This is a genomic window from Nocardiopsis camelliae, assembly GCF_028993595.1.
GTDB lineage: Bacteria > Actinomycetota > Actinomycetes > Streptosporangiales > Streptosporangiaceae > Nocardiopsis > Nocardiopsis dassonvillei.
In genome coordinates this window covers 917861-943856 of sequence record NZ_CP118614.1, presented here as the reverse complement: position 1 = coordinate 943856, position 25996 = coordinate 917861, and the positions used below count along the sequence as shown (strand labels likewise).

Here is a 25996-nt window from a genome sequence, read left to right as displayed (position 1 = left end):
CCAAGAGGGGGTTATTGGCAGGGAAAGCCCTATTAATACCAGTTGTTGGCCTGGGAGTGGGACCAGGCGCCGCAGGGGTTTCCGTAGCGGTCCTTGATGTAGTCGATGCCCCAGGCGATCTGCGTGGCCGGGTTGGTCCGCCAGTCCGATCCGTGGGAGGCCATCTTGTCGCCCGGCAGCGACTGCGGGATGCCGTAGGCGCCCGAACTGGGGTTCTCGGCCGTGTGGTTCCAGTTGCTCTCCTTCTCCCACAGCGGCTCCAGGCAGTCGTGGAACTCGCTGGCGGCCCAGCCCTCGTCCAGGACCATCTGGAGCGCGATGCCCTTGGGGTCGCCGGAGGAGGCCGATCCGGCGGACCCGCCGCCGGAGGAGTCGGAACCGCCGGAGGTGTCGGCCTCGGGCTCCTCCTCGGGTTCGGGCTCGGGCTCGGCGATGTCGCTGGCCGTCCCGCTGTCGGCGCGGACGGCCTCGTCGACGGCCGCCCTGGCCTGCTCCATGCTCTCCTCGCGCTGGGTCTGGCGCTCCTGGTCGCTCTGCTCGGTCTGCGCGGCGAAGAAGTCCTCGGGCCGGTCGGACCCGCCGTCGCCGCCCGCCGCCGACTGCTGGTCGGGGACCACCGCGGCGGAGGCTAGCTGGCTCGGGTCGGCCGCGTCGCTCTGGGCGAACGCGGCGACCGAGAAGGTGCCGCCGGCGACGAGGGTCGCGGCGCCGACGGCGCCCGCATGTCGCAGTGAGATGAGGTTGAGTAGCAAAATCGCCCTTTCGCGTAGACGCACACGCGCCCCACGGGGTCCGCGTGTGTGAGAGTTCGCCGCCGCTGACCACGTGGCCCGGGGTGTTGCGCGCGAGGGAAGGGGTAGCCGTTCGACCGACCGCGGCGCGGGTTCCCACGTGGGAGGGGATGTTCGTGCAGCGGGTTCAGCCTGCATCATCGTCACGATGAAGTAACGCCAGATTTACTATGTCTTGGATCACATCACGGAATGCATCCGCGATGCGGTGCTTTGACCTGCATGTCGACACGCAGAGTCAAGGAGAGGTCAAGCCCTCCCGGGGCTGTGGCGGGGGTCTCCGCACATCCCGAAGCGAGACGGAGGTCACCGGGAACGGTGTTCCTGAGTACCCGTACGGATGTGCGCGGGCGGCCGCGGGGGCCAGGATGGCGCCATGAACGTCCACGGATCCCCGCCGTCCCCCGCGGGCCCACGGCTCAGGTGCCCGGACTGCCGCGCCCCGCTCCACGCGCCGCCCCGGAACTGCCGGCGGTGCGGGCTCCTGCTCGTCGGCGCCACCGCCCAGCGCCTGTGGCACATCGACACCGAGATCGCGCTGCTCAACAGCCGCGAGCGGCACCTGCGCGAGGAGCGCGCCGCCGTCGTGGCACTGCTGCGCGAGGAGTCGGGCCGGGGCGCGCCCCCGGCTCGGCCCGTTCCCGGCTCCGCGGACGGGGAGCCGCCGCGGGTTCCGGGGCGGGCTTCCGGTCACGCGCCGGAACCGGCCGTCCCGCCCGGTGTCGTGCCCCCCGGCGGGCAGGCAGCCCACGCGCACGGGCGGTCCCCGGCCGGGGCGGTGTCCGGCTCGCAGGCGCCGGTCGGGCAGAACCCCTACGCACAGGCCCCGGCCGGGCGGGTACCGACTGGGCAGCCGCAGTCCCCACGGCTTGCGTCCGGGCCGCCCGGGGAGGTCACCCGCCGCTCGGCGCAGAACGTCGTCCTCGGGCTGGGCGGCGTGCTCGTCGGCATCGCGGCCCTGGTCTTCGCCATCTGGACGTGGAGCGACATGGGCACCGGCGCCCGCGCCGGGGTCCTCGGCCTCACCACGGCCGCCTTCGCCGTCCTGGCCCTGCCGCTGCACCGGCGCGGTCTCAGGGCGACCGCGGAGACCTTCGGCTGCCTGGCCGCCGCGCTGCTGTGCGTCGACGCCCTCGCGCTGTGGCTGCTGGCGTCGGAGCAGATCGGGAGCGGTTCCGCCTACACCGCGGTCGCGCTGGTCGTCATCGGCGCACTGCTGGCGTCCTATCCGCTGCTCGTGCCGCTGCGGACGCCGCGCGTCCTGGCCGTCCTGCTCCTGCAACCGGTGCCCGTCCTGCTGGTGGCGGCGTCCGACTCCCCCGGCCTCTGGTCCTGGGCGCTGCCCGTCCTGGCCGCGACCGGGCTCGCCGACCTGCTCCTGGCGCTCTGGTTCGGACGGCCCCGCGCGGGCGTCCCCGTGCGCGCCCTCCGGGTCAGCGCGACCGTGCTGTGGGGGCTGACCACGGTCCTGGCGCTGCTGTACACGGCGTTCGCCCTCGCCGCCTCCGCCGCGGGCGCCGACCGCGTCGGAGCCTGGTGGTTCGTGGCCGCCGTCCTGCTGCTGTCGGGCGTGACCGGTCTGCTGCTGGCCCGGAACCCGCTGCGCCGGGTCCCGGCGGGTCCCGGTCCGGTGGGCGGCCCGGGCGGCCCTGCGGCGACGGGCGGCACGGACGGCGCGGGAGCCTCCCGGGTCCCGGCGGTCATCGCCCTGCTGGTCCTGGGGGCGGCCCCGCTGGCCGCCGGGCCCGCGCACCTGCCCGCGCTGCCCCGGGCGCCCCTGCTCCCGTGGGACGGCGGCCCCGCGACCGCACCGGTGTCCAGCGTGCTGGGTCTGCCGACGACGGCCCCCGCGGACGCCGGGCTCCCGCTGCTCGCCGTGCTCGTCTGCGCCGCGCTCTCCCTGGGCGCGGTGTTCCTGCTGCGCCGCCGGGCGCTGGTGCCCGCCGCCGCCCTGACCGCTCCTCCGGCGCTGCTGACGGCCGTGCACCTGCTGGACCCGCCGCACGCGGCGGCGGTGGTGTGCGCCCTCCTGGTCGGCGCCGCGCTGGTCCTGGCCACGGCCCCGGCGCCGCGTCGGCCCGGCTCCTGGGTGCCCGCGCTCACCGGAACCCTGACCCTGCTCACCGGTGGCCTGTGGTCTCTTCCGGACCAGTACACCTCCCTGGCCGCCCTCGTGTTCGTGGAAGCGACCGTCCTGGTCGCGCTGCTCCTGTACGCCCGATCCGGCCGCCCCGCGGCGCTCTACGCGACGGGCCTGCTCCTGTGGGCGCTGGCGCTGCTGACCGGCGCGTTCTTCGGGCTCGGCCTCGTGATCTCGGACACCGTGCCGCCTGCGGCGTGGTGGCTGCTGGCCGCCTGCGCGCTGCTGGCCGGGGCGAACGCGGTGGTGCTCGGTCGGACTTCCCTCCCGTCCGCGCACGGTGCCGGGGGCGACCCCCGGCCGGTCTTCACCGCGGTCGGCCTGCTCCTGCTCGCATCCGCCCCGCTGCTGGTCGGGCGCGGGCACGGCCCCGGCCTGCCGCTGCTGTCCGGCGCGTACGGGCCGTGGACGGCGCCCGTGCGGGCGCTGGGCGACCCGGCCCACACCGTTCTGGGGCTGCACGGCGTGGCGGGCCCGATGGAGGCCTTCGGCACGGCGGCCGGGATGCTGCTGGCCGGTGCGGCGGCGGTGGCCCTGGTCGCCCTGCTCGACCGAGGGCGGACGGCGGCCGCGGCGGTTCTCGCCGCGCCGCCCTCGCTCGTCGGGCTGCCCCTGGTCCTGGACGCGCCGTTCCTCGGCGCCCTGCTGTGGGTGTTCGCGGTGGGTTCGGCCCTGGCACTGTGGTCGGCGCTGACCCGCAGCGGGCGGCTCGGCCGGCTGGCGGGGCTGACCGCCCTCCTCACCCTGCTGCTCGGCGCGGGCTGGGCGCTGGTCCAGGCGCACGCGACCACGGGCGCCCTGATGGGGGTCGCGGTGGTCGCCGCGGTGGTCGCGGCCCTGGCCCGGACCGCCGTCACGGCGGTCGGCGCCACGGCGGTGGCGACGGCGGCGACGGGCGGGTTCGCGCTGGCGCTGCCCCTGCTGCTGGGGGCTCCGGTGGAGTACGCGGCGCTGGCGCCGATCGCGATGGTCGCCGCGGTGGCCGTGGCCGCGCCGCGCCTGCGCGGACCGCTGCTACCGGCGACGGAGGTCCCCGCCTGGGTGTGGGCGGCGGTCTCACTGGGCGTCACCGCGGCGGCGGGGGCGCGGCCGGAACTGGTCGCGCTGGCGCTGGCGGTGGTCGGGGTCGTCGCGCTGGCGACCGCCGCACGGCCCGGGCGGCGCTGGTTCGCGCCGGTGGGCGCGCTGCTGATGCTGGCGGCGCTGTGGACGGTGCTCTCGGCGTGGGACGTGGCCGTGCCCGAGGCGTACACGGTGCCGCCCGCCCTCGCGGCGCTGGCCGTGGGCTGGGAGTGGAGCCGCAGGGCGGCCGTACCGCCGTCGAGCTGGGCCGCCCACGGCGGGGGCCTGGCACTGCTGTTCCTGCCCACCGTCGTGCTGGTGCTGGCGGAGGACGGCATGGTGTGGCGGGTGCCCGCCGTGCTCGTGCTGGGCCTCGCGGTGACCGTGTGGGGGCTGCGCGGACGGCTCCAGGCGGCCCTGGTGACGGGCGGGCTGGTGCTGGTGGCGACCTCGCTGAGAGCGTTCGGGCCGCCCCTGTGGGACCTGACCCGCCTGGTGCCGAACTGGGTGCCGTTCGCCGTGGCGGGTGTGCTGCTGCTGGTGATCGGCGCCCGCTACGAGGCGAGCCTGGAACGGCTGAGGCGCCTGGGCCGCCTGGTGGCGGGGATGCGCTGAGAGACCCGACCGCGCCCGTGGAACGCGGGCCGACGGCCCGGGGCACAGCGCGTCCCGGGTGGTGCGTCGGAGAGGGGCCCCGGCCCCGGCTAGGGCGGCGGGGCCGGTGTGGAGCGTCCGGCGCACCCTGCGCCGGGCGTCCGGTGGCCGTGCGGCGGCCCGCCGCCACGGGGCGGCGGGCCCGTCACACCGACGGGCCCGCCGCGGTACCGCGTCAGTTCTCCAGCATCTCCGTGACCAGGGCGGCGATCGGCGACCGCTCGGACCGGGTCAGGGTGACGTGCGCGAACAGGGGGTGGCCCTTGAGCTTCTCGATCACCGCGACCACACCGTCGTGGCGGCCCACGCGCAGGTTGTCGCGCTGGGCGATGTCGTGGGTGAGCACCACCCGCGAGTTCTGGCCGAGGCGGGAGAGCACGGTGAGCAGGACGTTGCGCTCCAGGGACTGGGCCTCGTCCACGATCACGAACGCGTCGTGCAGCGACCGGCCGCGGATGTGGGTGAGCGGGAGGACCTCCAGCATCCCCCGGTCCACGATCTCCTCGATGACCTCCTCGCTGGTCACCGCGGACAGGGTGTCGTGCACCGCCTGGCCCCACGGGGTCATCTTGTCGTTCTCGGTCCCGGGCAGGTAGCCCAGCTCCTGGCCGCCGACCGCGTACAGCGGCCGGAACACCATCACCTTGCGGTGCTGGCGGCGCTCCAGAACGGCCTCCAGACCGGCGCACAGCGCCAGCGCCGACTTGCCGGTGCCCGCGCGCCCGCCCAGGGAGACGATGCCCACGTCGGGGTCGGTGAGCAGGTCCAGGGCGACGCGCTGCTCGGCGCTGCGGCCGTGCAGACCGAACACGTCGCGGTCGCCGCGCACCAGCCTCACCGACTTGTCGGGCTGGACCCGGCCGAGCGCCTTGCCCCGCTCGGAGACCAGCACCAGTCCGGTGTGGCAGGGGAGGTCCCGGGCCGCCTCGATGTCGCTCTCGCCGCTGGTGAACAGCTCGCCGATCTGGTGCGCGGGCACGTCCAGCTCGGCCATGCCCGTCCAGCCGTGCTCGATGGCCAGTTCGGCCCGGTACTCGTCGGCGGCCAGCCCGATGGAGGACGCCTTGATCCGCATCGGAAGGTCCTTGCTCACCAGCACGACGTCCCCGCCCTCCTCCTGGAGGTTGCGGGCCACCGTGAGGATCCGGGTGTCGTTGTCGCCGAGCCGGAAGCCCGCCGGCAGGATCCGCGGATCGCTGTGGTTGAGTTCCACCCGCAGCGTGCCGCCGAGGTCGTTCACCGGTACCGGGACGTCCAGACGGCCGTGGGCGACCCGGAGGTCGTCCAGGCGGCGCAGCGCGTGACGAGCGAAGTACCCGAGCTCGGGGTGGTGACGCTTGCTCTCCAGTTCGGTGATCACCACCACGGGGATGACGACCTCGTGCTCGGCGAACCGGCTCAGGGCGGCCGGGTCGGCGAGCAGGACACTGGTGTCGAGCACGTAGACGCGTGCGTCCTGGCCTACCTCCGTACGGGGGTCGGGGGACTGGGTGTCACGGCGATCGGTCGAGGAACTAGCCACTCGTTCTCCCCTTGGGCACCGCTGGGGCGCCCTACTGTCACGGGATCATGGAGGACCGGGACCTGGCCCGCGAGGGCCGGGTCCGGCCCTCCTCGTTGACGTTCCGCGATGGCGGAGGAGATCAATGAGACGGGGCCTCCCGAACGGGTGGACGAACGCCACCCGCTACTTCCGACGCTACGCGTCCGTGCTCCCGTTTCCAAGGGACCTCTCCCTCCGCGCGGTGAACTCCGCGTTAAGGGGTCGGGTTCGGGGGGATCAGGATCCGTAGCGGCGGTTGCGCGCGCCGTACGAGCGCAGTGCACGCAGGAAGTCCACCCTGCGGAAGGCAGGCCAGTAGACCTCGCAGAAGTAGAACTCCGAGTGCACGCTCTGCCACAGCATGAAGCCGGACAGGCGCTGCTCCCCCGACGTGCGGATGAGCAGGTCGGGGTCGGGCTGACCGCGCGTGTAGAGATGCCGTGCGATGTCCTCGATGTCCAGGCGCTCGGCAAGCTCCTGGATACCGGTGCCCTTGGCCGCCTCCGCTTGGAGGAGGGACCGAACCGCATCAGCGATCTCACGTCTACCTCCATACCCGACGGCGACGTTGACAACCAGCCCGGGGTTACCGGATGTGGCCGTCTCCGCCTCCTTGAGAGCCTGGGCGGTGGACGCGGGCAGGATGTCGAGGGCCCCCACGGGGCGCGTGTTCCACCCCTCCTCGCGAAGCCGGGCGATGGTCTGCTCGATGATGCGCACCAGCGGGCCCAGCTCGGACTCGTCCCGGCTGAGGTTGTCGGTGGACAGCATCCAGAGTGTGACCACCTGCACGCCGACCTCGTCGCACCAGCGCAGCAGTTCGAAGATCTTGTTCGCGCCCGCCTGGTGGCCCTGCTCGGCCGCGCCGAGCCCGCTCACCTTGGCCCAGCGGCGGTTGCCGTCCATGGCGACACCGACGTGGCGGGGGATCTCCTGACTGGTCAGCCGACGCTCCAGGCGCCGCTCGTAGAGCCAGTACAGGGGGTCACGAAGCCCCATTGGCGAAACCTCTCAGAGCTGGATCTGGAACAGCACACCGCTGGAAAGGATGTGCCGACGGGGATTCCTCCAGCGTAGTTCGCCCGAAGGGGGCTACGTCACGGCCAGGGACTTGCGCACGTGCTTGCGCCCCTGGTGGATGCGGGACTTGACGGTGCCCAGGGCCAGGTTGAGCTCGGAGGCGATCTCGTTGTAGTCCATCTGGCACAGGTCGCGCAGGACCAGGGGGGCCACCAGGTTGGGGCGGTCCTTCTCCAGCTGGTCGAGGGCCTCCAGCAGGTCGATGCGGGAGCCGGCGATGACGCTGGTGGTGCGGGGGTCGCTCTGGTGGGGCATGCGCTCGGCCTCGGTGGGGAACTCCGCCGAGCGCCGCTTCATGGAGCGGTAGGTCTGCCGGGCGGAGTTGGACACCACGGTGTACAGCCACGTGGTGAACAGGGAGTCGCCCTTGAAGCTGTCGATCTTGCGCGCCACGCGCAGCAGCGCGTCCTGGCACGCCTCCTCGGCGTCCTGCCGGTAGGGCAGGAAGCGGGCGCAGCGGCGCAGCACCTCGGGCTGGATCCGCCGGAGCAGGTCGTCCAGGGCCATGGCGTCCCCGGCCTTGGCCCGGCGCGCGAGGTCCTCCAGCTCCTCGTCGACGTTGCTCGCCACCCGGCGCCGGGGCGCGGGGCTCTCCTCGTGGTCTGCGTGGTCACTACTGCGCATGTCTGGTCTCTCCCTGACTGACGGCAGACATCCGGCCGTCCGCTGCGGACGCGGGTGCGCCCTTGCGTTCGAGGGTCACACGTCACTGGGACGTCTACGGCCCCGGTCCGGATCCGCACTCGCGAAAAATCGTCGCCCTCGCCGCCGCGCACTGCGCGGAGCCCTTCGGGCCTCCTCCAGTGTCCACGGCCGGAGGGGATCGGCGCCACCCGGAGAGGGGATCATACCGGCGGGAGGCAATGTGAAGGTACAGATGGTGTATTAGTGGGCAACGACCGCGTGTTCACCCCTGACAGACCGAGGCGGAGATGAGCCAACCTGAGGCCTTCGGGCGCTACCGCGTCATCCGGCGCCTTGGGTCGGGTTCCTTCGCCACGGTCTGGTTGGCGCAGGACGACCTGCTGAACTACTCGGTGGCCATCAAGGTACTCGCCGAGAACTGGGCGCACCAGATGGACATCCAGCACCGCTTCCTGGAGGAGGCGCGCATCCTGCGCCAGACCGACTCCACCTGGCTGGTGGCGGTGCACGACGTGGACGTGCTCCCCGACGGCCGGCCCTACATGGTGATGACCTACGCCGACCAGGGCAGCGTCGCCGACCTCGTCCACCGGGGCACACTGCCCCTGGACGAGGCCCTGCGGCTGCTGACCGAGATCGGCCAGGGCATCACGGTGCTGCACAACCACGGCACGATCCACCGCGACATCAAGCCGTCGAACGTGCTGCTCCAGTCGTCGCCCGTGGGGCAGAGGGTGCTGGTGGCGGACCTGGGGTTCGCCAAGTCGATCGACGAGGCGTCGGGGTTCACCGCGGCGGCCGGGACCCCCGGCTACATGTCCCCCGAGCAGAGCATTCCCGGCGGCGACCTGGACGTCCGGTCGGACGTGTACTCGCTGGGCGCGGTGGCCTACGAGCTCATCACCGGCCGCCCGCCCTCGCGCCCGCCGGTGAAGGTCGCCCCTGGCCAGATCCGGCCAGGTCTGCCCCCCGCGCTCGACGAGCTCATCCTGTCGGCGCTTTCGGTGGACCGGGAAAGCCGTCCGGCGGACGCCAAAACCTTCACCGACCGGGTCAGAACCATCCGTATGGCGCCCGACCTGCCCAAGGCGGCCGTGCCGTGGTGGCAGCGGTTCCGCATGCCCTGGCGCCGGGCGGCGGCCCTGGCGGGGGCGCTGGTGCTGACGGGAGCCGGCCTCTCGGGGTCCCTGGGCAGGCCGGGGGTGTCCCTGACCACCGTGCACGACGCCGCGCAGGGGATCTACCTGGAGGTGCCGTCGGTGTGGGCCCACGAGATCCACACCGCACAGGAGGCCCTCCCCGCGGCGGCCGAGGCCGGGGCGGGACCGGGGCTGCTGGTGGCGACCGACGCCGAGGGCTGGGACTCCACCCGGGAGACGGCCTACGGTGTGTACGCGACCGTGGTGAGCGGCCCCGCCGACCTGAGCGGGATCGCCGGCGCCGAGCCGTGCGGAGACCCTCCCGAGGAGCGCCCGCTGGACACCGGCGCCTGGGAGGGCACGGTGTGGGACTGGCCCGAGTGCCACGGCAACGGATCGCTGAGCAGCGCCGCCGTGCACGAGCCGGGCGAGCCCACGACCGTGTACATGGAGATCCGCCAGCCGGGCTACCGGCCCGACCTGGTGGACCGGATCATCGCCGGTACGCACCTGGGTTAGGGCGTGTTTCTTGGACCTCCGCTTCGTCCCACCCGCCACCCACCACCGCCCTCAACGGACGCCTGCGGCGCGGTTCCCCCACGGGAACCCGCTTCCGCCACCTCCAGAACCCCGTGGACGCCCGAACCGACCCCCCACGGGCTGAGGGCCGGTTCAAAAAACAGTTCCCATGACCCTGGCGGCGGCACCCGTCAGGCCAGCAGCTGCTCCCGCAGGTCCTCGGGCGAGGTGACCGGGAGCTTGCACACGAAGCCCTCGCACACGTAGGCGGTCGGTCGCCCGCCCACCGGCGCGCGGTCGCGCAGCAGCGGCACCCCGCCGTCGTCGCGGCCGTCGCCGCGCGAGAGCACGGTGCCCAGCGGCGCCCAGACCAGCGCGGCGCGCACCAGCTCCGCGGTCCCGGGGTCGTCGGGGTCGCCCACCACCGCGACGGCGCGCGGCCCGGTCAGGAGGGCCTCGCCGGTGGCCAGACCCCATCCGGCGAACCGGGCGGCCTTCTCCGCCAGCACCGCCACCGGGGACAGCGCCTCCTCGGCGGCCGTGCGGTGGCGCTCGGAGCCGGTCAGCGCGGCGTAGGTGAGCAGCGCGGACGCAGCCGCTGACCGGCCGGACGGCGTGACGTTGTCGGTGGGGTCCTGGGGGCGGTTGAAGAGGCGCTCGGCGTCGTCGGCGGTGTCGTAGAACCCGCCGGAGCCGTCGCCGAAGCGCTCCAGGACGGTGTCCAGCAGGTGCCCGGCCTCGTGCGCGTAGCGCGCCTCCCCGGTCACGCCGTGCAGGGCGAGCAGCCCCTCGGCGACGTCGGCGTAGTCCTCCAGCACCCCGGCGCTGGTGCCCGCGCGCCCGTCCCTGGAGGTGCGGACCAGGCGCCCGTCCCGCAGGTGCACGCGCAGCAGCAGGTCCGCGGTCCCACGGGCGGCCTCCACCAGGTCGGGCCGCTCCAGCAGCACCCCGGCCTCGGCCAGCGCGGCGACCGCCAGGCCGTTCCAGGCTGCCACCACCTTGTCGTCGCGCGCGGGGGCGACCCGCTCGGCGCGGGCCGCCAGCAGGGCCTCGCGGACCCGCTGGTAGCGCCAGGCGTCGGCGGGCGGGACGGGCAGTTGGAGCACGGAGGCGCCGCGCTCGAAGGTGCCCTCCTCGGTCACGCCGAACACCTCGGCGGCGAAGGCGGCGTCCTCCTCGCCCAGGACCTCCCTCAGCTGCGCGGGCGTCCACACGTAGTAGGTGCCCTCCTCGCCCTCGCTGTCGGCGTCCAGCGCGGAGGCGAACCCGCCCTCGGGCGTGCGCAGGTCGCGCAGCATCCAGTCGGCGGTCTCCCCGGCGATCCGGCGCAGCAGGGCGTGGGTGGCGGCGTCGGAGACCCCCGGCCCCGAGGGGCGGCGGCCCATCCGGGCGTAGGCGCGCAGCAGCAGGGCGTTGTCGTAGAGCATCTTCTCGAAGTGCGGCACGGTCCACTCGCGGTCCACCGAGTAACGGGCGAAACCGCCGCCGAGCTGGTCGTACATGCCGCCCTGCGCCATGGCGAGGGCGGTGCCGCTGGCCATGAGCCAGGCGGGCGTGGACTCGTCCGCGCTCCGCAGGGGCCGGGTGCGCTCGTCCTGCGCGGTGAGGAAGGAGAGCAGCATCGACGGCGGGAACTTGGGCGCGGTGCCGAAACCGCCGTGGGCGCTGTCGTAGTCGCGCACCAGCGCGCGGACGGCCAGGTCGAGCCGGTCCGCGGAGGGCGGCGGCGCGGCGGCCAGGGTGCGCGGGCCGCTGAGCGCCTCCACCACGCGCGCGCCCTGGCCGACCAGCTCGGAGCGCTGGTCCCGCCAGGCGTCGGCCACGCCCCGCAGCAGGCGCTGGAAGTGCTCGCGCGGGAAGTAGGTGCCGCAGTAGAACGGGGCGCCGTCGGGGGTGGCGAACGCGGTCATGGGCCAGCCTCCCTGGCCGGTCATGGCCTGGGTCGCCTCCATGTAGACGGCGTCGACGTCGGGGCGCTCCTCGCGGTCCACCTTGACGTTGACGAAGAGGCTGTTCATCAGGGCCGCGGTCGTCTCGTCCTCGAAGGACTCGTGGGCCATCACGTGGCACCAGTGGCAGGCGGCGTAACCGACGGAGACGAGGAGGGGCACGTCGCGCCGACGCGCCTCGGCCAGGGCCTCCTCACCCCAGGGCCACCACTCCACGGGGTTGTCGGCGTGCTGCAACAGGTAGGGGCTGGTCGCGTCGCTCAGGCGGTTGGACATGCCCCCACTGTGCCACCCGCGGCCGCGGGGCGTCGCGCACCCGCCGGAGCGGGGTCCGCGGCACGGAGGCCGACGGGGCGTCCGTGGCCTCCGCCACCCGGGGCGGTGGGATGCCGCGCACCCGCCGGAGCGGGACGCGTGCCACCGCCCGGGAGGAGGTCGCGCGCCCGACCGGCGGACGCGGGAGCGCCCCGAGGCGTCCGGTCCGAACGGTGGGCCCGGACACGCCTTCCCGCTGGGGCAGGGCGGGGGCGTCTCCTCAGGTCCGCGGAGCGGTGTCCTCGGCGGGGACCTGCGCCGCGTCGGCCGACCCGCCGTCGTCGGAGGCCGCGGTCCTCGCGCCGAAGTCGTCGTCCTTGGGCAGGGCGCGGAGCTTGCCCATGAGACTGCGCATGAGGAAGTACAGTCCGACGCCGATGACGAAGATGACGAGGAAGCCGAGCACGCCGGGGGTCACGGTGTCCCTGTCGAGCTGGAAGTCGCCCGCCAGCACCGTCGCGGACGTGAGAAGGGTGTTCATACCACTCATACTCTCACTGCTTCTCGGACACCCGCGAAGAGGTCCTTCTCCGGGACCTCGGTGTCCACCAGCGAGCGCACCAGGTGGTAGTCCTCACTCGGCCAGGCCTCCGCGACGACCTCGTTGGGCACGGCGAACCAGAACCCGTTGGGGTCCACCTGGGTGGCGTGCGCCTTGAGCGCCTCGTCGGCGACGTCGAAGTACTCGCTGCAGTGCACGCGCGTGGTGATCTCCCAGCGGGGGCGGTCGCGGTCCGCGATCCGCTTCATCCACTCCTCGAAGGGGTTCTCCAGGCCGCGCGCGGCCAGCACGTCGGCCAGGGCCTCGAACCGCTCGGGCGGGAAGGAGACGAAGTAGTACAGCTTGAGCGGCTGCCAGGGGTCGCCCGCGTCCGGGTAGGCGTCGGGGTCGCCCGCGGTGTCGAAGGCGTGCATCGACACCTTGTGGGTCATGATGTGGTCGGGGTGCGGGTAACCGCCGTTCTCGTCGTAGGTGAGGATGACGTGCGGCCGGAACCTGCGGATGGACTCCACGAGGGGCGCGGCGCCCTCCTCCACCGGGAGGGTGGCGAAACAGCCCTCGGGCAGGGGCGGCAGCGGGTCGCCCTCGGGCAGGCCGGAGTCGACGAAACCGGCGAACTCCTGCTGGACGCCGAGGATCTCCCTGGCCCGCTCCATCTCCTCTCGGCGCACCTGTGCGATGTTCTCGCGGATGTCGGGACGCTCCATCGCGGGGTTGAGGATGTCGCCGCGCTCGCCACCGGTCATGGTGACAACGAGCACGTCGACGCCCTCCTCCACGTAGCGGGCCATGGTGGCCGCGCCCTTGCTGGACTCGTCATCGGGGTGGGCATGAACGGCCATGAGCCGCAGGCGCTCGGACAACGAAGGGTCTCCTTGACTCGGTGGACGGACGCGGGGGCGCGGCCGTCCGGCTCCCCCGGTACACAGGCTCGGACGACTTCCGCGCGGGGCGCGTGGGGAGGCTGTCAGGTCGGGGATATCTTAGACAACACCGTCCCCTTGTTCGGAGATTCCCGATGCAGCCGACCCCGGAGGAAGACGCCGTGAAGAGCGCCGAAGCCACGGCCGACACAGCGGCCGACTCCTCGGCCAGTACCGCTCCCGCGCTGCGCAAGCGCCACGGGAACGGACCGGTCTTCTTCGTCATCGCCACCCTCTTCGCGGTGACGTGCGCGGTCGGCTGGGGCTACTCCGTGATGAACTTCAGCGGTCTGGGCGGCGGCGTGTACCACCAGGTCATCACCTTCTCGGCGCCCACGCCCGAGGAGGCCACCATCAGTTACGAGGTGAACAGCAGGAGCGGCGCCGAGTGCCTGATCGTGGCGCTGGACGAACAGCTCGTCGAGGTGGGCCAGACGCGTTCCGAGGCCGAGGCCGGGAACCGGATGGTCACCACGACCGTTGAGACGGTTCGTCAGGCCGCCACGGTAGAAGTGGCCTCGTGCAGGGAACAAGGTTCGCAGGACTGATCCACCGAGCCCCTTAGCCCGGCTCCGGAGGCACCGCCGAACCGCGGGAACCCGTGTGTCACGACGCACGGTGATATTCTCGTAAGTTCAGCTCTGGCCGCCTGGTGGCCTTTGCTACTAGTACACAAGGAGTTCCCGTGACCCAGACCCGCGATGACAACGTCACCTGGCTCACCCAGGAGGCGTACGACCGGCTCAAGTCCGAGCTGGACCACCTGTCGGGGAGTGGGCGCATCGAGATCGCGGAGAAGATCGAGGCGGCCCGGGAAGAGGGCGACCTCAAGGAGAACGGCGGCTACCACGCCGCCAAGGAGGAGCAGGGCAAGATGGAGGCCCGCATCCTCCAGCTCACCGAGATCCTGCGCACCGCGCGGGTCGGCGAGGCGCCCCACACCGAGGGCGTGGTCGGCCCCGGCATGACCGTCACCGTCAAGTTCGACGGGGACGACGACGAGGTCACCTTCCTGCTCGCCTCCCGCGAGGAGAGCGGCTCCCCCATCGACGTGTACTCGCCCAGGTCACCGCTGGGCTCCGCCATCAACGGCAAGCGCGTGGGGGAGAACGTCAGCTACACGCTGCCCAACGGCAAGAGCCTGGGCGTCGAGATCATCGACGCCGTGCCCTACACCGGCATGTAGCGGCGGTTCGGCGATCACGGGGGCGGTGTCCTACCGCCCCCGCCGCACACGCGAAGGGGCGCCCCCGGCCGGGGGCGCCCCTTCGCGTGTGCGGCGGGGGATCCTCCGGAGGGTTCCCCGCGTCGTAGTCTCGAAGCACACTCCCGCGGCGGCTTCCCCGGCCGCCGGTCCGACCAACCGAGGGATTCCCTGCCGACATGTCCTCGCCCCACTGGAACCCCCAGGAACCCCGTCCCGGCGCTTACCCGCCCCCGAACGGGGGGTGGGGTCCCGGCGGCCCCGTGCCCGGCCAGGGCGCGCCCCCTCCAGGCGCCGGATGGGGCCTGCCGGGGCAGGGCCTGCCCGTTCAGGGCCTGCCGGGGCAGGGCGCGTTCCCGGGTCCGGTGCCGGGCCCGTTCCCGGCGCCGGAGATGGCCACGTTCGGCCGCCGCCTGGCCGCCCGCGCCATCGACTACGTCCTCGTGGTGATCGCCGCGGTCGCGTTCTTCATCCTGATGGCCTTCGTGACGGTGATCCTGACCGGCAGCGACCAGACCACCGACGCCGAGGGCACCCTGTGGGCGCTGCTGTTCGTGTTCGGGTGGGGTCTGCTGCTGTTCTTCTACGACTGGCTGTACCTGGTCACCTGGGGGCGCACGCTCGGCAAGATGATGGTGGGAATCAAGGTGGTCGACGCCGCCGACGGCGGCGGGCTCGGCCAGGGGCAGGCGATGGGCCGCTCCGCGTTCTTCGGCTTCCCGCAGTCCCTGCCGGTCGTGGGCCACATCTTCACGCTGGCCGAGTCCATGGCGGCGCTCGGCGGCGAGAAGCGGGCCCTGCACGACCGGGTCGCCGGAACCGTGGTCATCCGCACCTGAGACGCCCGCCGCCGGGTGCGCCGCAGGGTTGTCCACAGGCGGGAACTCCCCCTGTCGGCGCGGGCCAGCCGGGGCCTAGCGTGGTAAAGGGGGGTCCCCACCCCGTCCGCTCCGTGCTGCCCGCACACCGCCGACGCGCCGTCCCACGGCTCCGCGCCGGCCCGGAGCACGCGCCCGCCTCACGGCTCCGCACAGGCCGGGGCGCCCGCCCCGCCGTCGGCGAACACGGCCGGGACGTAGTCGCCCTCCCCGATCCGGTACCAGGCGCGACTCGTCCCGAACGTCCCCGCCATCGCGTCGCCGACGGCCTGACAGGCCACGTCGACGTTGGCGCTGTGCGCGGCCAGGCCCACCGGCTCGTACTCCAGCCCCGGACCCCCGCGCACGACCACGGGGTGCCGCTGGTCGGCCGCGGTGATCAGCGCGCGCCTGCGGTACTCGCCGGTCCACAGGTAGTCGACCCGCACCCACCCGTTGGTGGGCAGCTCCAGCCCCTGCCGGAACGCGCCGTCGGCCAGGTCGATGCCCGCCGGGTTGCGCACCCGCCGCCCGAACCCGTCGAGACCGCCGTTGTGCCCCAGCGTGTAGGCCGCCTGCGCCTGCGGGCGCCCCCGCTCCAGGTCGGGCCAGGTCTCGCGTTCGGCGTTCCAGTGGTCGTCCCTGGTGTTCCAGGGCCCCACGTCCCACACCGGCAGGTAGGCGCAGCGCGACCGGTGGTCCTCGGTGTCGCCCCGCCCCTCGGGGCCCAGGGCGCCGGTGGTGCACACCCGCACGGTGTACTCGCCGCCGCCCCGGACCGCCAGGCCCCGGCGCGAGGGCAGGGCGGCGAAGTGGTCGTTCTCGCGGATCCGGTGGCCGTTGGCGGTGGTGTTGCCGACCAGGCCGATACGGGTGGCGAAGAGGGTGGCTGAGAACGGCTCGGCGCGGTCTTCGTGGTCGCCGGAGTCGTCGGGACCCGAGGGGTCGGTGGGGGGTTCGGGGCCTCCCGGTGCGGAGGGGCCGGGGGGAGCGCCGGAGCTTCCCGGTTCCACCGGTTCCGAGGGGCCAGTGGGGGCGGCCGGAGCAGTCGGCGCGGTCGCGTTGCCGCCCTGCCCGTCGTCGGGCTCCCCGGTACCGCCCTCCTGGGGCGGCTCCCCGTCCTCCTCCAGCGGGCGGATCCGCAGGCCCGTGAGGCCGGTCCCCTCCCCGCTGACCCGCACCCGCAGCTGCACGCGCGCGACCTCGTGCGGCAGCGTCACCCGCCCGTCCCCGACGGGGTGCCACTCGGTCCACGCCCCGTCGGCCCGACCGCCGCGCAGCTCGGTGTCCACCTCCCCGGGGTCGCCCTCCGTTCGCACCCGCACGTCCACGGTGTCAGCCGGGGCCTCCAGCGGCTGCGGCGGGAAGACCGCCAGGCCGCCGTGCCGGGGCTCCGGCTCCCACCGGGCCACGATCCCGTCCGCGTAGCCCGCGTCGCCGTCCAGGCGCAGCGCTCCGGACTCCAGGACCAGGCCGATCCGGTCGGCGGAGCCCGGTTCCTGGCGCAGCCAGCCCTCCTCCGCGAACGCCGGGGCCGGGGGCAGGGGCGCGAGGAGCACGAGGGCGGCCAGGGACGCCAGGGTCTTCGCGGTGCTTCTGGCGCGCTCGCGCCTCGTGTGGGACATTTCCGCCCTGCCAAACACGTGGAGTTACCGAGATGGACACTCCCAGTAAGCAATCCGTCGCGAAAGCACTCAAGCAGCTCGTGTCGGGTGTCGGTCTCATAGCGGTAAAAGTCCGACTCGGGAACACGGTGGAGCCTGTGCCGGGACCGGGCGCGGCCCGGCTCCCGGTGGCGGCGGACACGGCCCCTGCTCCCCCGCACCGGCCGCACGGCCGGTGCGGGGGAGCAGGCGTTCTAGGCGAAGGCCAGCAGGCAGGCGGTGAACCCGTGCACGTGGTTGACCCCGCCGACCGGGCCGATCTCGCCCGCGGCGAAGAACCCGGCGACGGCGTCGACGCCGAGGACGCGGTGGACGGCCAGGACGTCGTGGTCGGACTGCGGGAAGAGGGAGGATCCGCGGCCGTTGCAGGAGAAGAGCAGACCGGCGCCGACGGGGTGCTCGGCGCCGAAGTCGCTGAGGCGGCGGGCCAGGTCCTCGTCCGCGGTACCGGCGTCGCGGACCTGGAAGCGGACGGTCTGGCCGACCTCGACCATGTCGTCGACGGTGAGGGCGCCCAGTTCGGGGTCGGCTCCGGCCAGGGTGCGGATGAGGAAGTCGCCCTGCTCGTGGCGGTCCACGTACTCGTCCATGGCGATGCCGATGTGCAGGCCGTGCTCGGCGAGTTCACGGTCCTCCTCGGAGAGGGACTCGACCAGCTCCTCCAGCTTCTCGTAGGCGTTGGTGCCCGCGAGTTCGAGCAGGAGGTTGCCCTCGGCCTTGGTGACGGTCATGGGCGAGCCGATGGGGCGGCAGCCCTGGCTCACGACGGTGCCGAGGACGTTCTCGCCGCCGACGAGGACGCCGATGGCGCCGTGCTCGGCCACCTCGCCGTCGCAGAAGAGCCGCACCGACTCCTCGCCGCGCATGCCGTCGGCCATGCCGCCGACGAGGGGCAGGCCGCCGAGGGCCTCGGTGGACTCGCGGACGAAGGCCTGGGTGGGGAACTCGTAGGGATTGGTGAGCAGGATGGCCACGCTGTCGCGGGGGCCGGGCTCCTGCATGCCGATGACGGCCAGGTGGTCGTCCTCGACCACGGTGTCCAGCCGGAACGGGGTGATCTCCACGCCGGGCAGACCGGCGCACCACACGCTGACCGAGCCCTGGCCCTCGACGCTGCGGCCGCCGCCGATGACCCCGGTGGAACTGCACCCGAGGGTGGCCGCGTCACCCGCCAACTCCATGACGCGCTTGCCCGCGAGGGTGACCTCCTCGGGGTCGGCGCCGCAGACGAAGAAGCACACCAGGTCGGTAGGGCCGTCCACCTGTTCCAGGGCGCTCAGTACGGCGCGCTCGGCCGCGTTCACGAGGTCCGCCCCCGTCGTCAGTGCATCGCCGAACCGTGCCACCAGCTGCCACCCCCGGTTTCGCCGGCCGTCGCGGCCGGACGCAGGACTCCACCGTCACGTCCCATTCTTCCACCTCGGCGTCGAACAGGAGGTTTTCCGGTGAACGGACACGGACTCCGGCAGCGGTGCGGCGTGCGGGCAGCACGGTGCGGCCGGAGCCCCTGGGCCCCCTTGTATCCAGGAAACAGCACGCCAATCCCGGAAACCAGACGCTCCTTGACGGCTGTGGATAAGTTCGTGGGGTGAGCACCCTCCCCGAACCCCCCTCCCCCACCCCGCCCCCGCTACCGCGCACCCGCGCGGACCTGCGCGAATCCGGGCACGTCCACCGGCCGGTCGCCGCCGAGGTGCGGGAGAACCTGCTGCGGCGGATGGGCTCGGGACAACCCCGCTTCCCCGGGGTGCACGGGTTCGACACCACCGTGCTGCCGCAGGTGGAGCGGGCCCTGCTGGCCGGACACGACATCGTCCTGCTGGGCGAGCGCGGCCAGGGCAAGACCCGGCTGATCCGGACCCTGGCGACCCTGCTGGACGAGTGGTCCCCGGCGGTGGCCGGGTGCCCGGTCAACGACCACCCCTACGCGCCGGTCTGCCCGGCCTGCGTGCGCCGTTCGGCGCGGGAGGGCGACGGGCTGCCGGTCGTGTGGCGGCACCGCTCGGAGCGCTACGGCGAGAAGCTGGGCACGCCCGACACCGGCGTGGGCGAGCTGGTCGGCGACGTGGACCCGGCGCGCCTGGCGCAGGGGCGCTCCCTGGGCGATCCCGAGACCATCCACTACGGCCTGGTGCCGCGGGCCAACCGGGGCGTGTTCTGCGTCAACGAGCTGCCCGACCTGCCCGCGCGGGCCCAGGTGGCGCTGTTCAACGTGCTGGAGGAGCGCGACATCCAGGTGCGCGGCTACAACCTGCGGCTGCCGCTGGACCTGCTGCTGGTGGCGAGCGCGAACCCGGAGGACTACACGAGCCGGGGGCGCATCGTCACCCCGCTCAAGGACCGCTTCGGCGCGCAGGTGCGCACCCACTACCCGCTGACCCTGGCCGACGAACTGGCGCTCGTCCGCCAGGAGGCGGCCCTGCCCGAGGGCACGACGGTGCCCTCGCACCTGCTGGAGGCCGTGGCCCGCTTCACCCGACTGGTGCGCGCCTCCAAGAAGGTGGACGCCCGTTCCGGGGTGTCGGTGCGCTTCTCGGTGTCCGCGGCCGAGACGGTGGCGGCGTCGGCGCTGCGCCGGGCGGCCCTGAGCGGCGAGGAGGTCCCGGTGGCCCGGGTGTGCGACCTGCCCGCCGCGGTGGAGCCGCTGCTCGGCAAGGTCGAGTTCGAGATGGGCTGCGAGGGCCGCGAGGCGGAGATCCTGCACGCGCTGCTGCGCCGGGCGGTGGCGGAGGTGTTCCGCGAACGACTGGGGACGGCGGACCTGTCCGAGCTCGCCGACCGCTTCTCGGGCGGTGGCACGGTGGAGACCGGCGACCTGGTGGGCGCCGCCGAGCTGCTGCGGCGGGTGGGCGCGGTGCCGGGGCTCGCGACGATGATCGGGCACGCGGCGCCCGAGGACGAGGACGGCCCGCCGACCCCGGGGCTGGCCGCCGCGGTGGTGGAGTTCGCGCTGGAGGGCCTGTACCTGGAGCGCCGCCTGTCCAAGGACGAGCTTCCCGACGGAGGGGTCTACCGCTTCTAGGCCGTTTCCAGGCGGTGTTTTTCTGAACCTCCGCTCCGCTTCGGTCCGTCCTCGGCCCCCCCGGAGGGCGGGGACCTCGCCGACCCCCAGCGGCACAGGAGGACGTTTTCGGGCACGGCCGTGCGTCGGGGCCCGCTCGGACACGGCCGTTCGGTGGTCGGCTCGCCCGGCACAGGACTGCCGGTCCCCGGATCGGGAAGGTAGCCGGTGCGCGTGCGCGGGACGAGCGGTGCGCGTGCGCGGGACGAGAGGGAGGCGGACGCCTGTGAGGTTTCGGTACCGGGAGTACATGGGCGGCCCCGATCCGCTGGCCGAACCCGACCCTCCGCCCGAGGAGGCCGTGGCGGCGGCGCGCGAGCTGCTGGTACTGGTCTCCTCGGCCCTGGAGGCGGCGGGTTCCACGACCGACCCGGGAGACCCGGGAACGGGTTCCGCGACCGGCGAGGACCCGGGGGTGCTGGCCGAGGAGGACCGGCGGCGGCTGTCCGCCCTGGAGGACGTCCTGTCCCGGTACGCCGACGGCGACCGCGCGGCCCTCGGCGCGGCGGACGCCGTCACCCTGGGCCGTCTGCCGGGCCTGCTGGGCCGAGAAGCCGGTCGAATCCTGGCCCGCCTGGACGGGGCCGACCACGGCCTGAGCCCGCGCGAGCTGCGCCGCCTGGGCGAGGTGGCGCTGCGCGAGGCCGAGACCTCCCGGCGCGGGCGCGGCGGCCTCGGCGGAGCACACCGGGGCGGCACCGCGCCCGGCGGGGAGCCCACGGGCCTTTCCCTGCCCCGCGACGTGGACGGCGACCGGCCGCTGGACGCGGTCGCGACCGTGCGCGAGGCGGCCCTGCGCCGGGCCCGCCCCGGAGAGCGCGGTGTGGCGCTGCGGGCCGAGGACGTGCGGGTGGCCGGGGCGGAGCCGTCGGAGGCCGCGGCCGTGTCCCTGCTGGTGGACCTGTCCCACTCGATGGTGACCCGGTCCCTGCACGAGGCCGCCACCCGGACAGCGCTGGCCCTGCACACCCTGGTGTCCACGCGCCGCCCGCAGGACCGGCTGCACCTGGTCGGCTTCGGTGAGCGGGCGCGGGAGCTGACCCCCGCCTCACTGGTCGCGCACGACTGGCGCCGCGTCCCCGGAACGAACCTGCACCACGCGCTGCGGCTGGCCCGCGCCCACCTGCGGCGCCACGGCGGCCTGCGCCCGCAGGTGCTGGTGGTCACCGACGGCGAGCCCACCGCGCACCTGGGCGAGGACGGCGACGCCCGGTTCTCCTGGCCTCCGGCCCCACGCACGGTGGAGCTGACCTTCGCCGAGCTGGACGCCGTCCTGCGCGAGGGCGCCGAGGTGACCTTCTTCCTGCTGGCGGACGACCCGCGGCTGCGCGCCTTCCAGGAGCTGGTGGAGCGGCGGCGCGGGACGCGGGTGGTGCACGCCGGTGCCGAGGAGCTGGGGCCGCTGGTGATGGACCGCTACCTGCGCTGAGCCGGGCGGACCGCCGACCAACGGCCCCGGCGGGCAGCGGACCAACGACCCAAGAGGTCGGCGGCTCGGCGAATCAGCGTTCGAAGATGCTGACGTCGGAGGCCAGCACGAGCAGTTCCTCGGGGGCGCTTCCGCCGGAGTAGAGCAGCTGGTGCCGGTTGGCGGGCATGACCGTCTCGGTGAACCGCAGCGGGCGCATGCCCTCGTAGACCACCCGCTCCTGCACCAGCAGCGGGATGCCCGGCCCCAGTCCGAAGGAGTCCGCCTCGTCCTGGGAGGGCATCCGGGCGCCGACGATGTCCCAGTTCCACTCCTCCCGGTACCCCAGCGTCCGCAGGACGGCGGTGACGCCCTCCTCCAGGCGTTCGGGGGACATGAGCGGGGTGTTGCTGGCGATGCCGTACGGGAAGTAGGTGACCTGGGACTGCCACAGGCCGCCGTCGACGAACCGGTCGGAGGCGCGGATGACCACCAGGTCCCCACGCGTACCGCCCCCGGGCCCCTCGCCGCGCAGCCGCTTGGCCACCTTGGGGCGCATGGTGTCCAGGCTGACCTTGATCTTCTCTTGGACCTGGTCGTATCCGGCCTCGCGCAGGTGGGGCTGGTATCCCGCCTCGAAGCGCTCGGAGTCGCCGCCTCCCGTGACGGGGGCGGCCAGGTGGACGATGGGCCGGTGGTCGGCGACGAAGGCCCCGCGTCCGGGCCGGATGGCGACGCGCCCCTCGTCCTGGAGGATGCGCATGCCCAGGCGGGCGGTGGCGCGGGAGACGTCGAGCTGCTCGGCGAGCTCCTCCTCCCCCGGCAGCCGCTCACCCGGCTTGTAGTCGCCCCTGGCCAGCGCCTCGCGCAGGTGGTCGGCGACGACCGTCTTCCTCGACGTGCTCATGCGTGTGCTCAGTCCCGGTGGTAGGCGTTCATGTTGCCGTGTTCGTACTGGTATCGGATGCTGTGGCCCGCGTAGACGGTGTGCACGAGCCGGATGGGGCGTTCCTCGGACAGGTCGGTCCGGTGGACGGTCAGCACCGGGACCCCGGGCGGGAGTTCGAGCTGGCCCGCCTCCTGCGGGCTGGGCATGCGCGTCTCCAGCTCGTCGACGAACCCGGCCTGGCGCTGTCCGTACTCGGCCAGCACCGACAGGGCGCTCTCCACGTCCTCGGGCAGCATGAGCGGGGTGCCCTCGACGAGGTCCATGGGGTAGTAGGCGGTGCTGACGGAGGCCGAGACCTCTCCGGAGAACCGGTACATCCGGCGGACGACCGTCATGTCGCCCTCGGGGACGCGCAGGCGGCTGGCGATGTCGGGGGTGGCGCTGAGGAGCTGGAGCTCCTCCAGGACCTGTCCGGTCATGCCGGACTCGTTGAGGCCCTCGGGGCCGCCGCGGTTGGCGTGGAAGGTCTCGGGGACCACGTCCTGGACGTAGTGCCCGCGTCCGGGACGGCTGACGATCAGTCCCTGGTTGCGCAGCATTCCCAGGGCCAGCCGGATCGTGTTGCGGGACGCCTCGAAGCGCTCCTCCAACTGCTTCTCCGACGGCAGCTGTGCTCCCCTGGGCAGGGAGCCCTCCTGGATCTCGCGCCGCAGGGTCCGGGCGATCTGTCGATATCTGCTTTCGGCCCGCATATATCAATCCTCGCCTGGGTATGAGACCAACAACCTAGCTTGTACCAACAAGATAATCGGGTCACCAGGAAATCAGGTCCACCCGGTCAGCATGGGCCCATCTTAAGTGAAGGCCACCCTAAGTACACGACGGCGCCGGAAGGACGCGCCCGAGAACGAGAACCGCCGGTCCCCCGCCCCTTCGCTCCAGGCGCCTGACCCCCGCGCCACCGCAAAGGAAACACCACGGTGATACACCGCTCGGCGTCCCCCCTCTCCGGAGGAGGGCACGCAGGACACAGATAGGCACTTCCCCCGAGGAGAACACCATGATCCCCATCGTTATCGCCCTCGTCGGAGTCGTACTCCTGGGCCTGGCCGCGGGGTTCTTCCTCGCCGTCTCCATCGGCATCCGCCGACAGGACCGCCGGGGCACCTACCGCTCCCTGCGCGAGGACGGCGAAGGCACCTCCCTCTCCCGCACCGGGAGCCTCGTGGTGGGGCTGCGCTTCCGCGACGGGGAGCAGCCTGCCGCCCCCTCCGCCGACCACACGCCCACCGCGGTCTGAGCCGGAAACGCCGGGACGAACGCCGCGGCGACGGAGCCGCGGCGCGGACGGGCCCGGCGGCGCCACCCGCTCCCGAGAGCCCCTAACCCTCCCTCCCCCGACCGGGGAGCCGAGGCGGCCCGGGGCCGCCGGCGCGGACCGGCGCGAGCCGATCCGCGCGACGCCCCGCCTAGCCCTCCAGGGCTTGGAGCAGGTCCGCCACCAGGTCGTCGGCGGACTCGATGCCCACGGAGATCCGCACCAGGTCGGCCGGAACCTCCAGCGGGGAGCCCGCGGTGGACGCGTGCGTCATCCGCCCCGGGTGCTCGATCAGGGACTCCACCCCGCCCAGGGACTCGCCCAGGGTGAAGACCTCGGTGCGCTCGCACAGGGCGAGCGCCGCCTTCTCACCGTCGCGCAGGGCGAAGGAGACCATGCCGCCGAAGGCCCTCATCTGCCGTTCGGCGGTCTTGTGCCCCGGGTGTGCGTCCAACCCGGGGTAGAACACCCGGCGGACCGCGGGGTGTCCCTCCAGGGCCGCCACGACCTTCTCGGCGTTGGCGCTGTGCCGGTCCATGCGCACGCCCAGGGTCTTGATCCCGCGCAGGGTCAGCCAGGAGTCGAACGGCCCCGGGATCGCGCCCATGGTGTTCTGGTGGAAGGCCAGCCGCTCGCCCAGTTCGGCGTCGGAGACCACCAGCGCTCCCCCGACCACGTCGGAGTGCCCGCCCAGGTACTTGGTGGTGGAGTGCACGACCACGTCCGCGCCCAGTGTCAGCGGCTGCTGGAGGTAGGACGAGGCGAAGGTGTTGTCGACCACGTGCAGGGCGCCGGCGTCGTGCGCGATCTGCGCGACGGCCTCGATGTCGGTGATGTTGAGCAGGGGGTTGGTGGGCGTCTCGGTCCACACCACCCTGGTGTTGGGCCGCACGGCCGCGCGCACGGCCTCGGGGTCGGACTGGTCGACCGCGTCCCACTGCACGCCCCAGCGCTCGACCACCTTGGAGACCAGGCGGAAGGTGCCGCCGTAGGCGTCGCCGGGGATGATCAGGTGGTCGCCGGGCGAGAGGACCGTGCGCAGCAGGGTGTCCTCGGCGGCCATGCCGGAGGCGAAGGCCAGGCCGCGCACGCCGGACTCCAGGGCGGCCAGGCACTCCTCCAGGGCGGCGCGCGTGGGGTTGCCGGTGCGCGAGTACTCGTAGCCCTGGCGCAGGCCGCCCACGCCGTCCTGGGCGTAGGTGCTCGTCTGGTAGATCGGCACCACCACGGACCCGGTCCCGGCGTCCGGCTCCTGCCCCGCGTGGATGGCCAGCGTTTCAAACCCGTCGAACTTCATGGGGCCACCTTAGTGCCCGCTGACCTCACCGATCGTGTTTTCCACAGGCCGGTTCCGGTGGGTGCGGGCGCGTCCGGGGGCCGTCCACAGGCGCGGACCGGGACTGGCGCCCGGGGTCCCTCCCGCGGTTTCCTGGACGACGGAACACGACCTAGGCGGGCGGGAAGCGGGTGGAGGACCCGGGCCGGGGCGGCTCGGCGGGCACCTCCGGTGGCAGTCCGGTGACGGGGGTGGGCACCCGGGTGGGGGTACCGGTCTCGCGCAGCGGCGGGTCCCAGCCCAGTTCGGTGTCGTGGGTGCGCACGACCTTCCCGGGCACGCCGGCGATGACGGCGTGGTCGGGATAGGTGCCCGGCCGGACCACGGTGCCCGCGGCCACGACCGAGTTGCGGCCCAGGTGCACGCCGGGCAGGATCACGGCGTTCGCGCCGATCCAGGTGCCGTCGCCGATGCTGACGGGGTCGTCCACCGGCCACTGGAGGCCCACCGGGATCTCGGTGTTGCCGTAGGCGTGGTTCTGGTCGGTGATGTAGACGTAGGGGCCGGTGTACACGTGGTCGCCGATGTCCACGGACCTGTGGGCGACGATGTGCGAGCCGCGCCCGATGGCGCAGCCCGAGCCGATCCGCACGACCGTCCCGGGGCCCAGGTCGTAGTCGGGGCCCATCCCGGCGGCGAGGGTCATGTCCCCGCCCAGGACGGTGTGCACGCCGATCTCGATCCAGGGCTCGCCGTAGAGGGTGGCCGTGGGGAAGGCGATCGCCGAGCCCGTGCCGAAGCGCGCGAATCTGCGGGCCGCCCTGGAGTCGGCGCGGATTTCGGCCTTGGTACGGGCGTACGACCAGACGGAGCGGAGAATCCAGGACAACAGCCGCGACACGCGTGCCCCCATTTATTACCTATCAGTAACTGTCGCGAACATTAGCAGTGTCCGAGTATGCGGTGACATGTCCGGTCGGTACACGGCGGGGCCCGGATCGCGCTCGGTTCGAGCGCGGTCCGGGCCCCGTCGCGGCTTCACGGGGGTTCCCGCGGA

General features: G+C 73.4%; 21 protein-coding genes. 8 read left to right on the top strand and 13 right to left on the bottom strand.

The features are described 5' to 3' along the window. Window positions 1-32: 32 nt before the first annotated feature. On the bottom strand, window positions 33-752 hold the full coding sequence (locus PV789_RS04450; protein WP_274976255.1) for an aggregation-promoting factor C-terminal-like domain-containing protein: 720 nt from the start codon (window positions 750-752) through the stop codon (window positions 33-35). 415 nt (window positions 753-1167) lie between these two features. On the opposite strand from PV789_RS04450, the gene PV789_RS04445 reads away from it, so the two are divergent. Beyond that, complete coding sequence (locus PV789_RS04445) at window positions 1168-4608, top strand: SCO7613 C-terminal domain-containing membrane protein (RefSeq protein WP_274976254.1); 3441 nt, start codon at window positions 1168-1170, stop codon at window positions 4606-4608. Window positions 4609-4822: 214 nt separating this feature from the next. Here the strand turns inward: PV789_RS04445 and phoH2 are convergent, their stop codons facing one another. The 3 genes from phoH2 to PV789_RS04430 all read right to left on the bottom strand — a co-directional run bounded on the left by phoH2 (window position 4823) and on the right by PV789_RS04430 (window position 7894). Then, a complete protein-coding gene (gene phoH2 / locus PV789_RS04440) occupies window positions 4823-6169 on the bottom strand; it encodes an RNA 5'-3' helicase PhoH2 (protein WP_475467403.1) in 1347 nt (448 codons plus the stop codon). A 258-nt stretch (window positions 6170-6427) separates the two neighbouring features. Then, window positions 6428-7189, bottom strand: a complete 762-nt coding sequence (locus PV789_RS04435) for an isoprenyl transferase (RefSeq protein WP_013151159.1) — start codon at window positions 7187-7189, stop codon at window positions 6428-6430. A gap of 93 nt (window positions 7190-7282) precedes the next feature. After that, window positions 7283-7894 (bottom strand): RNA polymerase sigma factor, encoded by a 612-nt coding sequence (locus tag PV789_RS04430; RefSeq protein ID WP_212641485.1) that lies wholly within the window; start codon window positions 7892-7894, stop codon window positions 7283-7285. Window positions 7895-8202: 308 nt separating this feature from the next. Here PV789_RS04430 and PV789_RS04425 point away from each other — a divergent pair, with 308 nt between their 5' ends. Next, window positions 8203-9573, top strand: a complete 1371-nt coding sequence (locus PV789_RS04425; RefSeq protein WP_274976253.1) for a serine/threonine-protein kinase — start codon at window positions 8203-8205, stop codon at window positions 9571-9573. 191 nt (window positions 9574-9764) lie between these two features. On the opposite strand, the gene PV789_RS04420 is transcribed toward PV789_RS04425, so the two are convergent. The 3 genes from PV789_RS04420 to mca all read right to left on the bottom strand — a co-directional run bounded on the left by PV789_RS04420 (window position 9765) and on the right by mca (window position 13202). Beyond that, window positions 9765-11798, bottom strand: a complete 2034-nt coding sequence (locus tag PV789_RS04420; RefSeq protein ID WP_274976252.1) for a thioredoxin domain-containing protein — start codon at window positions 11796-11798, stop codon at window positions 9765-9767. Between the two features lie 259 nt (window positions 11799-12057). Further along, complete coding sequence (locus PV789_RS04415; protein ID WP_274976251.1) at window positions 12058-12318, bottom strand: hypothetical protein; 261 nt, start codon at window positions 12316-12318, stop codon at window positions 12058-12060. Window positions 12319-12323: 5 nt separating this feature from the next. After that, window positions 12324-13202 (bottom strand): mycothiol conjugate amidase Mca, encoded by an 879-nt coding sequence (mca, locus tag PV789_RS04410; RefSeq protein ID WP_212641489.1) that lies wholly within the window; start codon window positions 13200-13202, stop codon window positions 12324-12326. Window positions 13203-13357: 155 nt separating this feature from the next. On the opposite strand from mca, the gene PV789_RS04405 reads away from it, so the two are divergent. The 3 genes from PV789_RS04405 to PV789_RS04395 all read left to right on the top strand — a co-directional run bounded on the left by PV789_RS04405 (window position 13358) and on the right by PV789_RS04395 (window position 15305). Next, the gene (locus PV789_RS04405; RefSeq protein ID WP_047867853.1) at window positions 13358-13810 is read left to right on the top strand and encodes a DUF4307 domain-containing protein; all 453 of its coding nucleotides are present in this window, start codon (window positions 13358-13360) and stop codon (window positions 13808-13810) included. A 137-nt stretch (window positions 13811-13947) separates the two neighbouring features. Continuing rightward, window positions 13948-14448: a transcription elongation factor GreA gene (gene greA / locus PV789_RS04400; protein ID WP_013151152.1), complete on the top strand. Its 501-nt coding sequence runs from the start codon at window positions 13948-13950 to the stop codon at window positions 14446-14448. A gap of 410 nt (window positions 14449-14858) precedes the next feature. Next, entirely contained in the window at window positions 14859-15305 is a 447-nt protein-coding gene (locus tag PV789_RS04395) for an RDD family protein (RefSeq protein ID WP_274976250.1), read from the top strand. A gap of 179 nt (window positions 15306-15484) precedes the next feature. Here PV789_RS04395 and PV789_RS04390 read toward each other — a convergent pair whose 3' ends face one another. Next, complete coding sequence (locus tag PV789_RS04390) at window positions 15485-16948, bottom strand: DUF8814 domain-containing protein (protein WP_274976249.1); 1464 nt, start codon at window positions 16946-16948, stop codon at window positions 15485-15487. A 233-nt stretch (window positions 16949-17181) separates the two neighbouring features. Then, a complete protein-coding gene (locus tag PV789_RS04385; RefSeq protein ID WP_274976248.1) occupies window positions 17182-18333 on the bottom strand; it encodes an FIST signal transduction protein in 1152 nt (383 codons plus the stop codon). A gap of 242 nt (window positions 18334-18575) precedes the next feature. On the opposite strand from PV789_RS04385, the gene PV789_RS04380 reads away from it, so the two are divergent. Together PV789_RS04380 and PV789_RS04375 are read left to right on the top strand one after the other, a co-directional pair. Further along, the gene (locus tag PV789_RS04380; RefSeq protein WP_274976247.1) at window positions 18576-20009 is read left to right on the top strand and encodes a sigma 54-interacting transcriptional regulator; all 1434 of its coding nucleotides are present in this window, start codon (window positions 18576-18578) and stop codon (window positions 20007-20009) included. Window positions 20010-20274: 265 nt separating this feature from the next. Then, entirely contained in the window at window positions 20275-21477 is a 1203-nt protein-coding gene (locus PV789_RS04375; protein ID WP_274976246.1) for a VWA domain-containing protein, read from the top strand. A gap of 73 nt (window positions 21478-21550) precedes the next feature. On the opposite strand, the gene PV789_RS04370 is transcribed toward PV789_RS04375, so the two are convergent. Further along, window positions 21551-22363 (bottom strand): GntR family transcriptional regulator, encoded by an 813-nt coding sequence (locus PV789_RS04370; RefSeq protein ID WP_274976245.1) that lies wholly within the window; start codon window positions 22361-22363, stop codon window positions 21551-21553. An 8-nt stretch (window positions 22364-22371) separates the two neighbouring features. Further along, window positions 22372-23097 (bottom strand): GntR family transcriptional regulator, encoded by a 726-nt coding sequence (locus tag PV789_RS04365; RefSeq protein ID WP_212641496.1) that lies wholly within the window; start codon window positions 23095-23097, stop codon window positions 22372-22374. Between the two features lie 308 nt (window positions 23098-23405). Between PV789_RS04365 and PV789_RS04360 the strand changes: the two genes are divergently transcribed. Continuing rightward, window positions 23406-23645 carry a hypothetical protein gene (locus tag PV789_RS04360; RefSeq protein ID WP_274976244.1) on the top strand — a complete coding sequence of 80 codons (240 nt, stop codon included), beginning with the start codon at window positions 23406-23408 and terminating at the stop codon, window positions 23643-23645. A gap of 169 nt (window positions 23646-23814) precedes the next feature. Here PV789_RS04360 and PV789_RS04355 read toward each other — a convergent pair whose 3' ends face one another. Beyond that, entirely contained in the window at window positions 23815-24960 is a 1146-nt protein-coding gene (locus tag PV789_RS04355; protein WP_274976243.1) for a cystathionine gamma-synthase, read from the bottom strand. A 151-nt stretch (window positions 24961-25111) separates the two neighbouring features. Continuing rightward, the gene (locus tag PV789_RS04350) at window positions 25112-25852 is read right to left on the bottom strand and encodes an acyltransferase (protein WP_274976242.1); all 741 of its coding nucleotides are present in this window, start codon (window positions 25850-25852) and stop codon (window positions 25112-25114) included. Window positions 25853-25996: the final 144 nt, after the last annotated feature.

Bases quoted from the DNA above. Each gene is read 5' to 3' on its own strand.
- PV789_RS04395 (WP_274976250.1), top strand. From the start codon at position 14,859: ATGGCCACGTTCGGCCGCCGCCTGGCCGCCCGCGCCATCGACTACGTC.
- PV789_RS04350 (WP_274976242.1), bottom strand. From the start codon at position 25,852: ATGGGGGCACGCGTGTCGCGGCTGTTGTCCTGGATTCTCCGCTCCGTC.
- PV789_RS04390 (WP_274976249.1), bottom strand. From the start codon at position 16,948: ATGTCCCACACGAGGCGCGAGCGCGCCAGAAGCACCGCGAAGACCCTG.
- PV789_RS04370 (WP_274976245.1), bottom strand. From the start codon at position 22,363: ATGAGCACGTCGAGGAAGACGGTCGTCGCCGACCACCTGCGCGAGGCG.
- PV789_RS04420 (WP_274976252.1), bottom strand. From the start codon at position 11,798: ATGTCCAACCGCCTGAGCGACGCGACCAGCCCCTACCTGTTGCAGCAC.
- PV789_RS04435 (WP_013151159.1), bottom strand. From the start codon at position 7,189: ATGGGGCTTCGTGACCCCCTGTACTGGCTCTACGAGCGGCGCCTGGAG.
- PV789_RS04405 (WP_047867853.1), top strand. From the start codon at position 13,358: ATGCAGCCGACCCCGGAGGAAGACGCCGTGAAGAGCGCCGAAGCCACG.
- PV789_RS04425 (WP_274976253.1), top strand. From the start codon at position 8,203: ATGAGCCAACCTGAGGCCTTCGGGCGCTACCGCGTCATCCGGCGCCTT.
- PV789_RS04415 (WP_274976251.1), bottom strand. From the start codon at position 12,318: ATGAACACCCTTCTCACGTCCGCGACGGTGCTGGCGGGCGACTTCCAG.
- PV789_RS04365 (WP_212641496.1), bottom strand. From the start codon at position 23,097: ATGCGGGCCGAAAGCAGATATCGACAGATCGCCCGGACCCTGCGGCGC.
- PV789_RS04360 (WP_274976244.1), top strand. From the start codon at position 23,406: ATGATCCCCATCGTTATCGCCCTCGTCGGAGTCGTACTCCTGGGCCTG.
- PV789_RS04355 (WP_274976243.1), bottom strand. From the start codon at position 24,960: ATGAAGTTCGACGGGTTTGAAACGCTGGCCATCCACGCGGGGCAGGAG.
- PV789_RS04445 (WP_274976254.1), top strand. From the start codon at position 1,168: ATGAACGTCCACGGATCCCCGCCGTCCCCCGCGGGCCCACGGCTCAGG.
- PV789_RS04430 (WP_212641485.1), bottom strand. From the start codon at position 7,894: ATGCGCAGTAGTGACCACGCAGACCACGAGGAGAGCCCCGCGCCCCGG.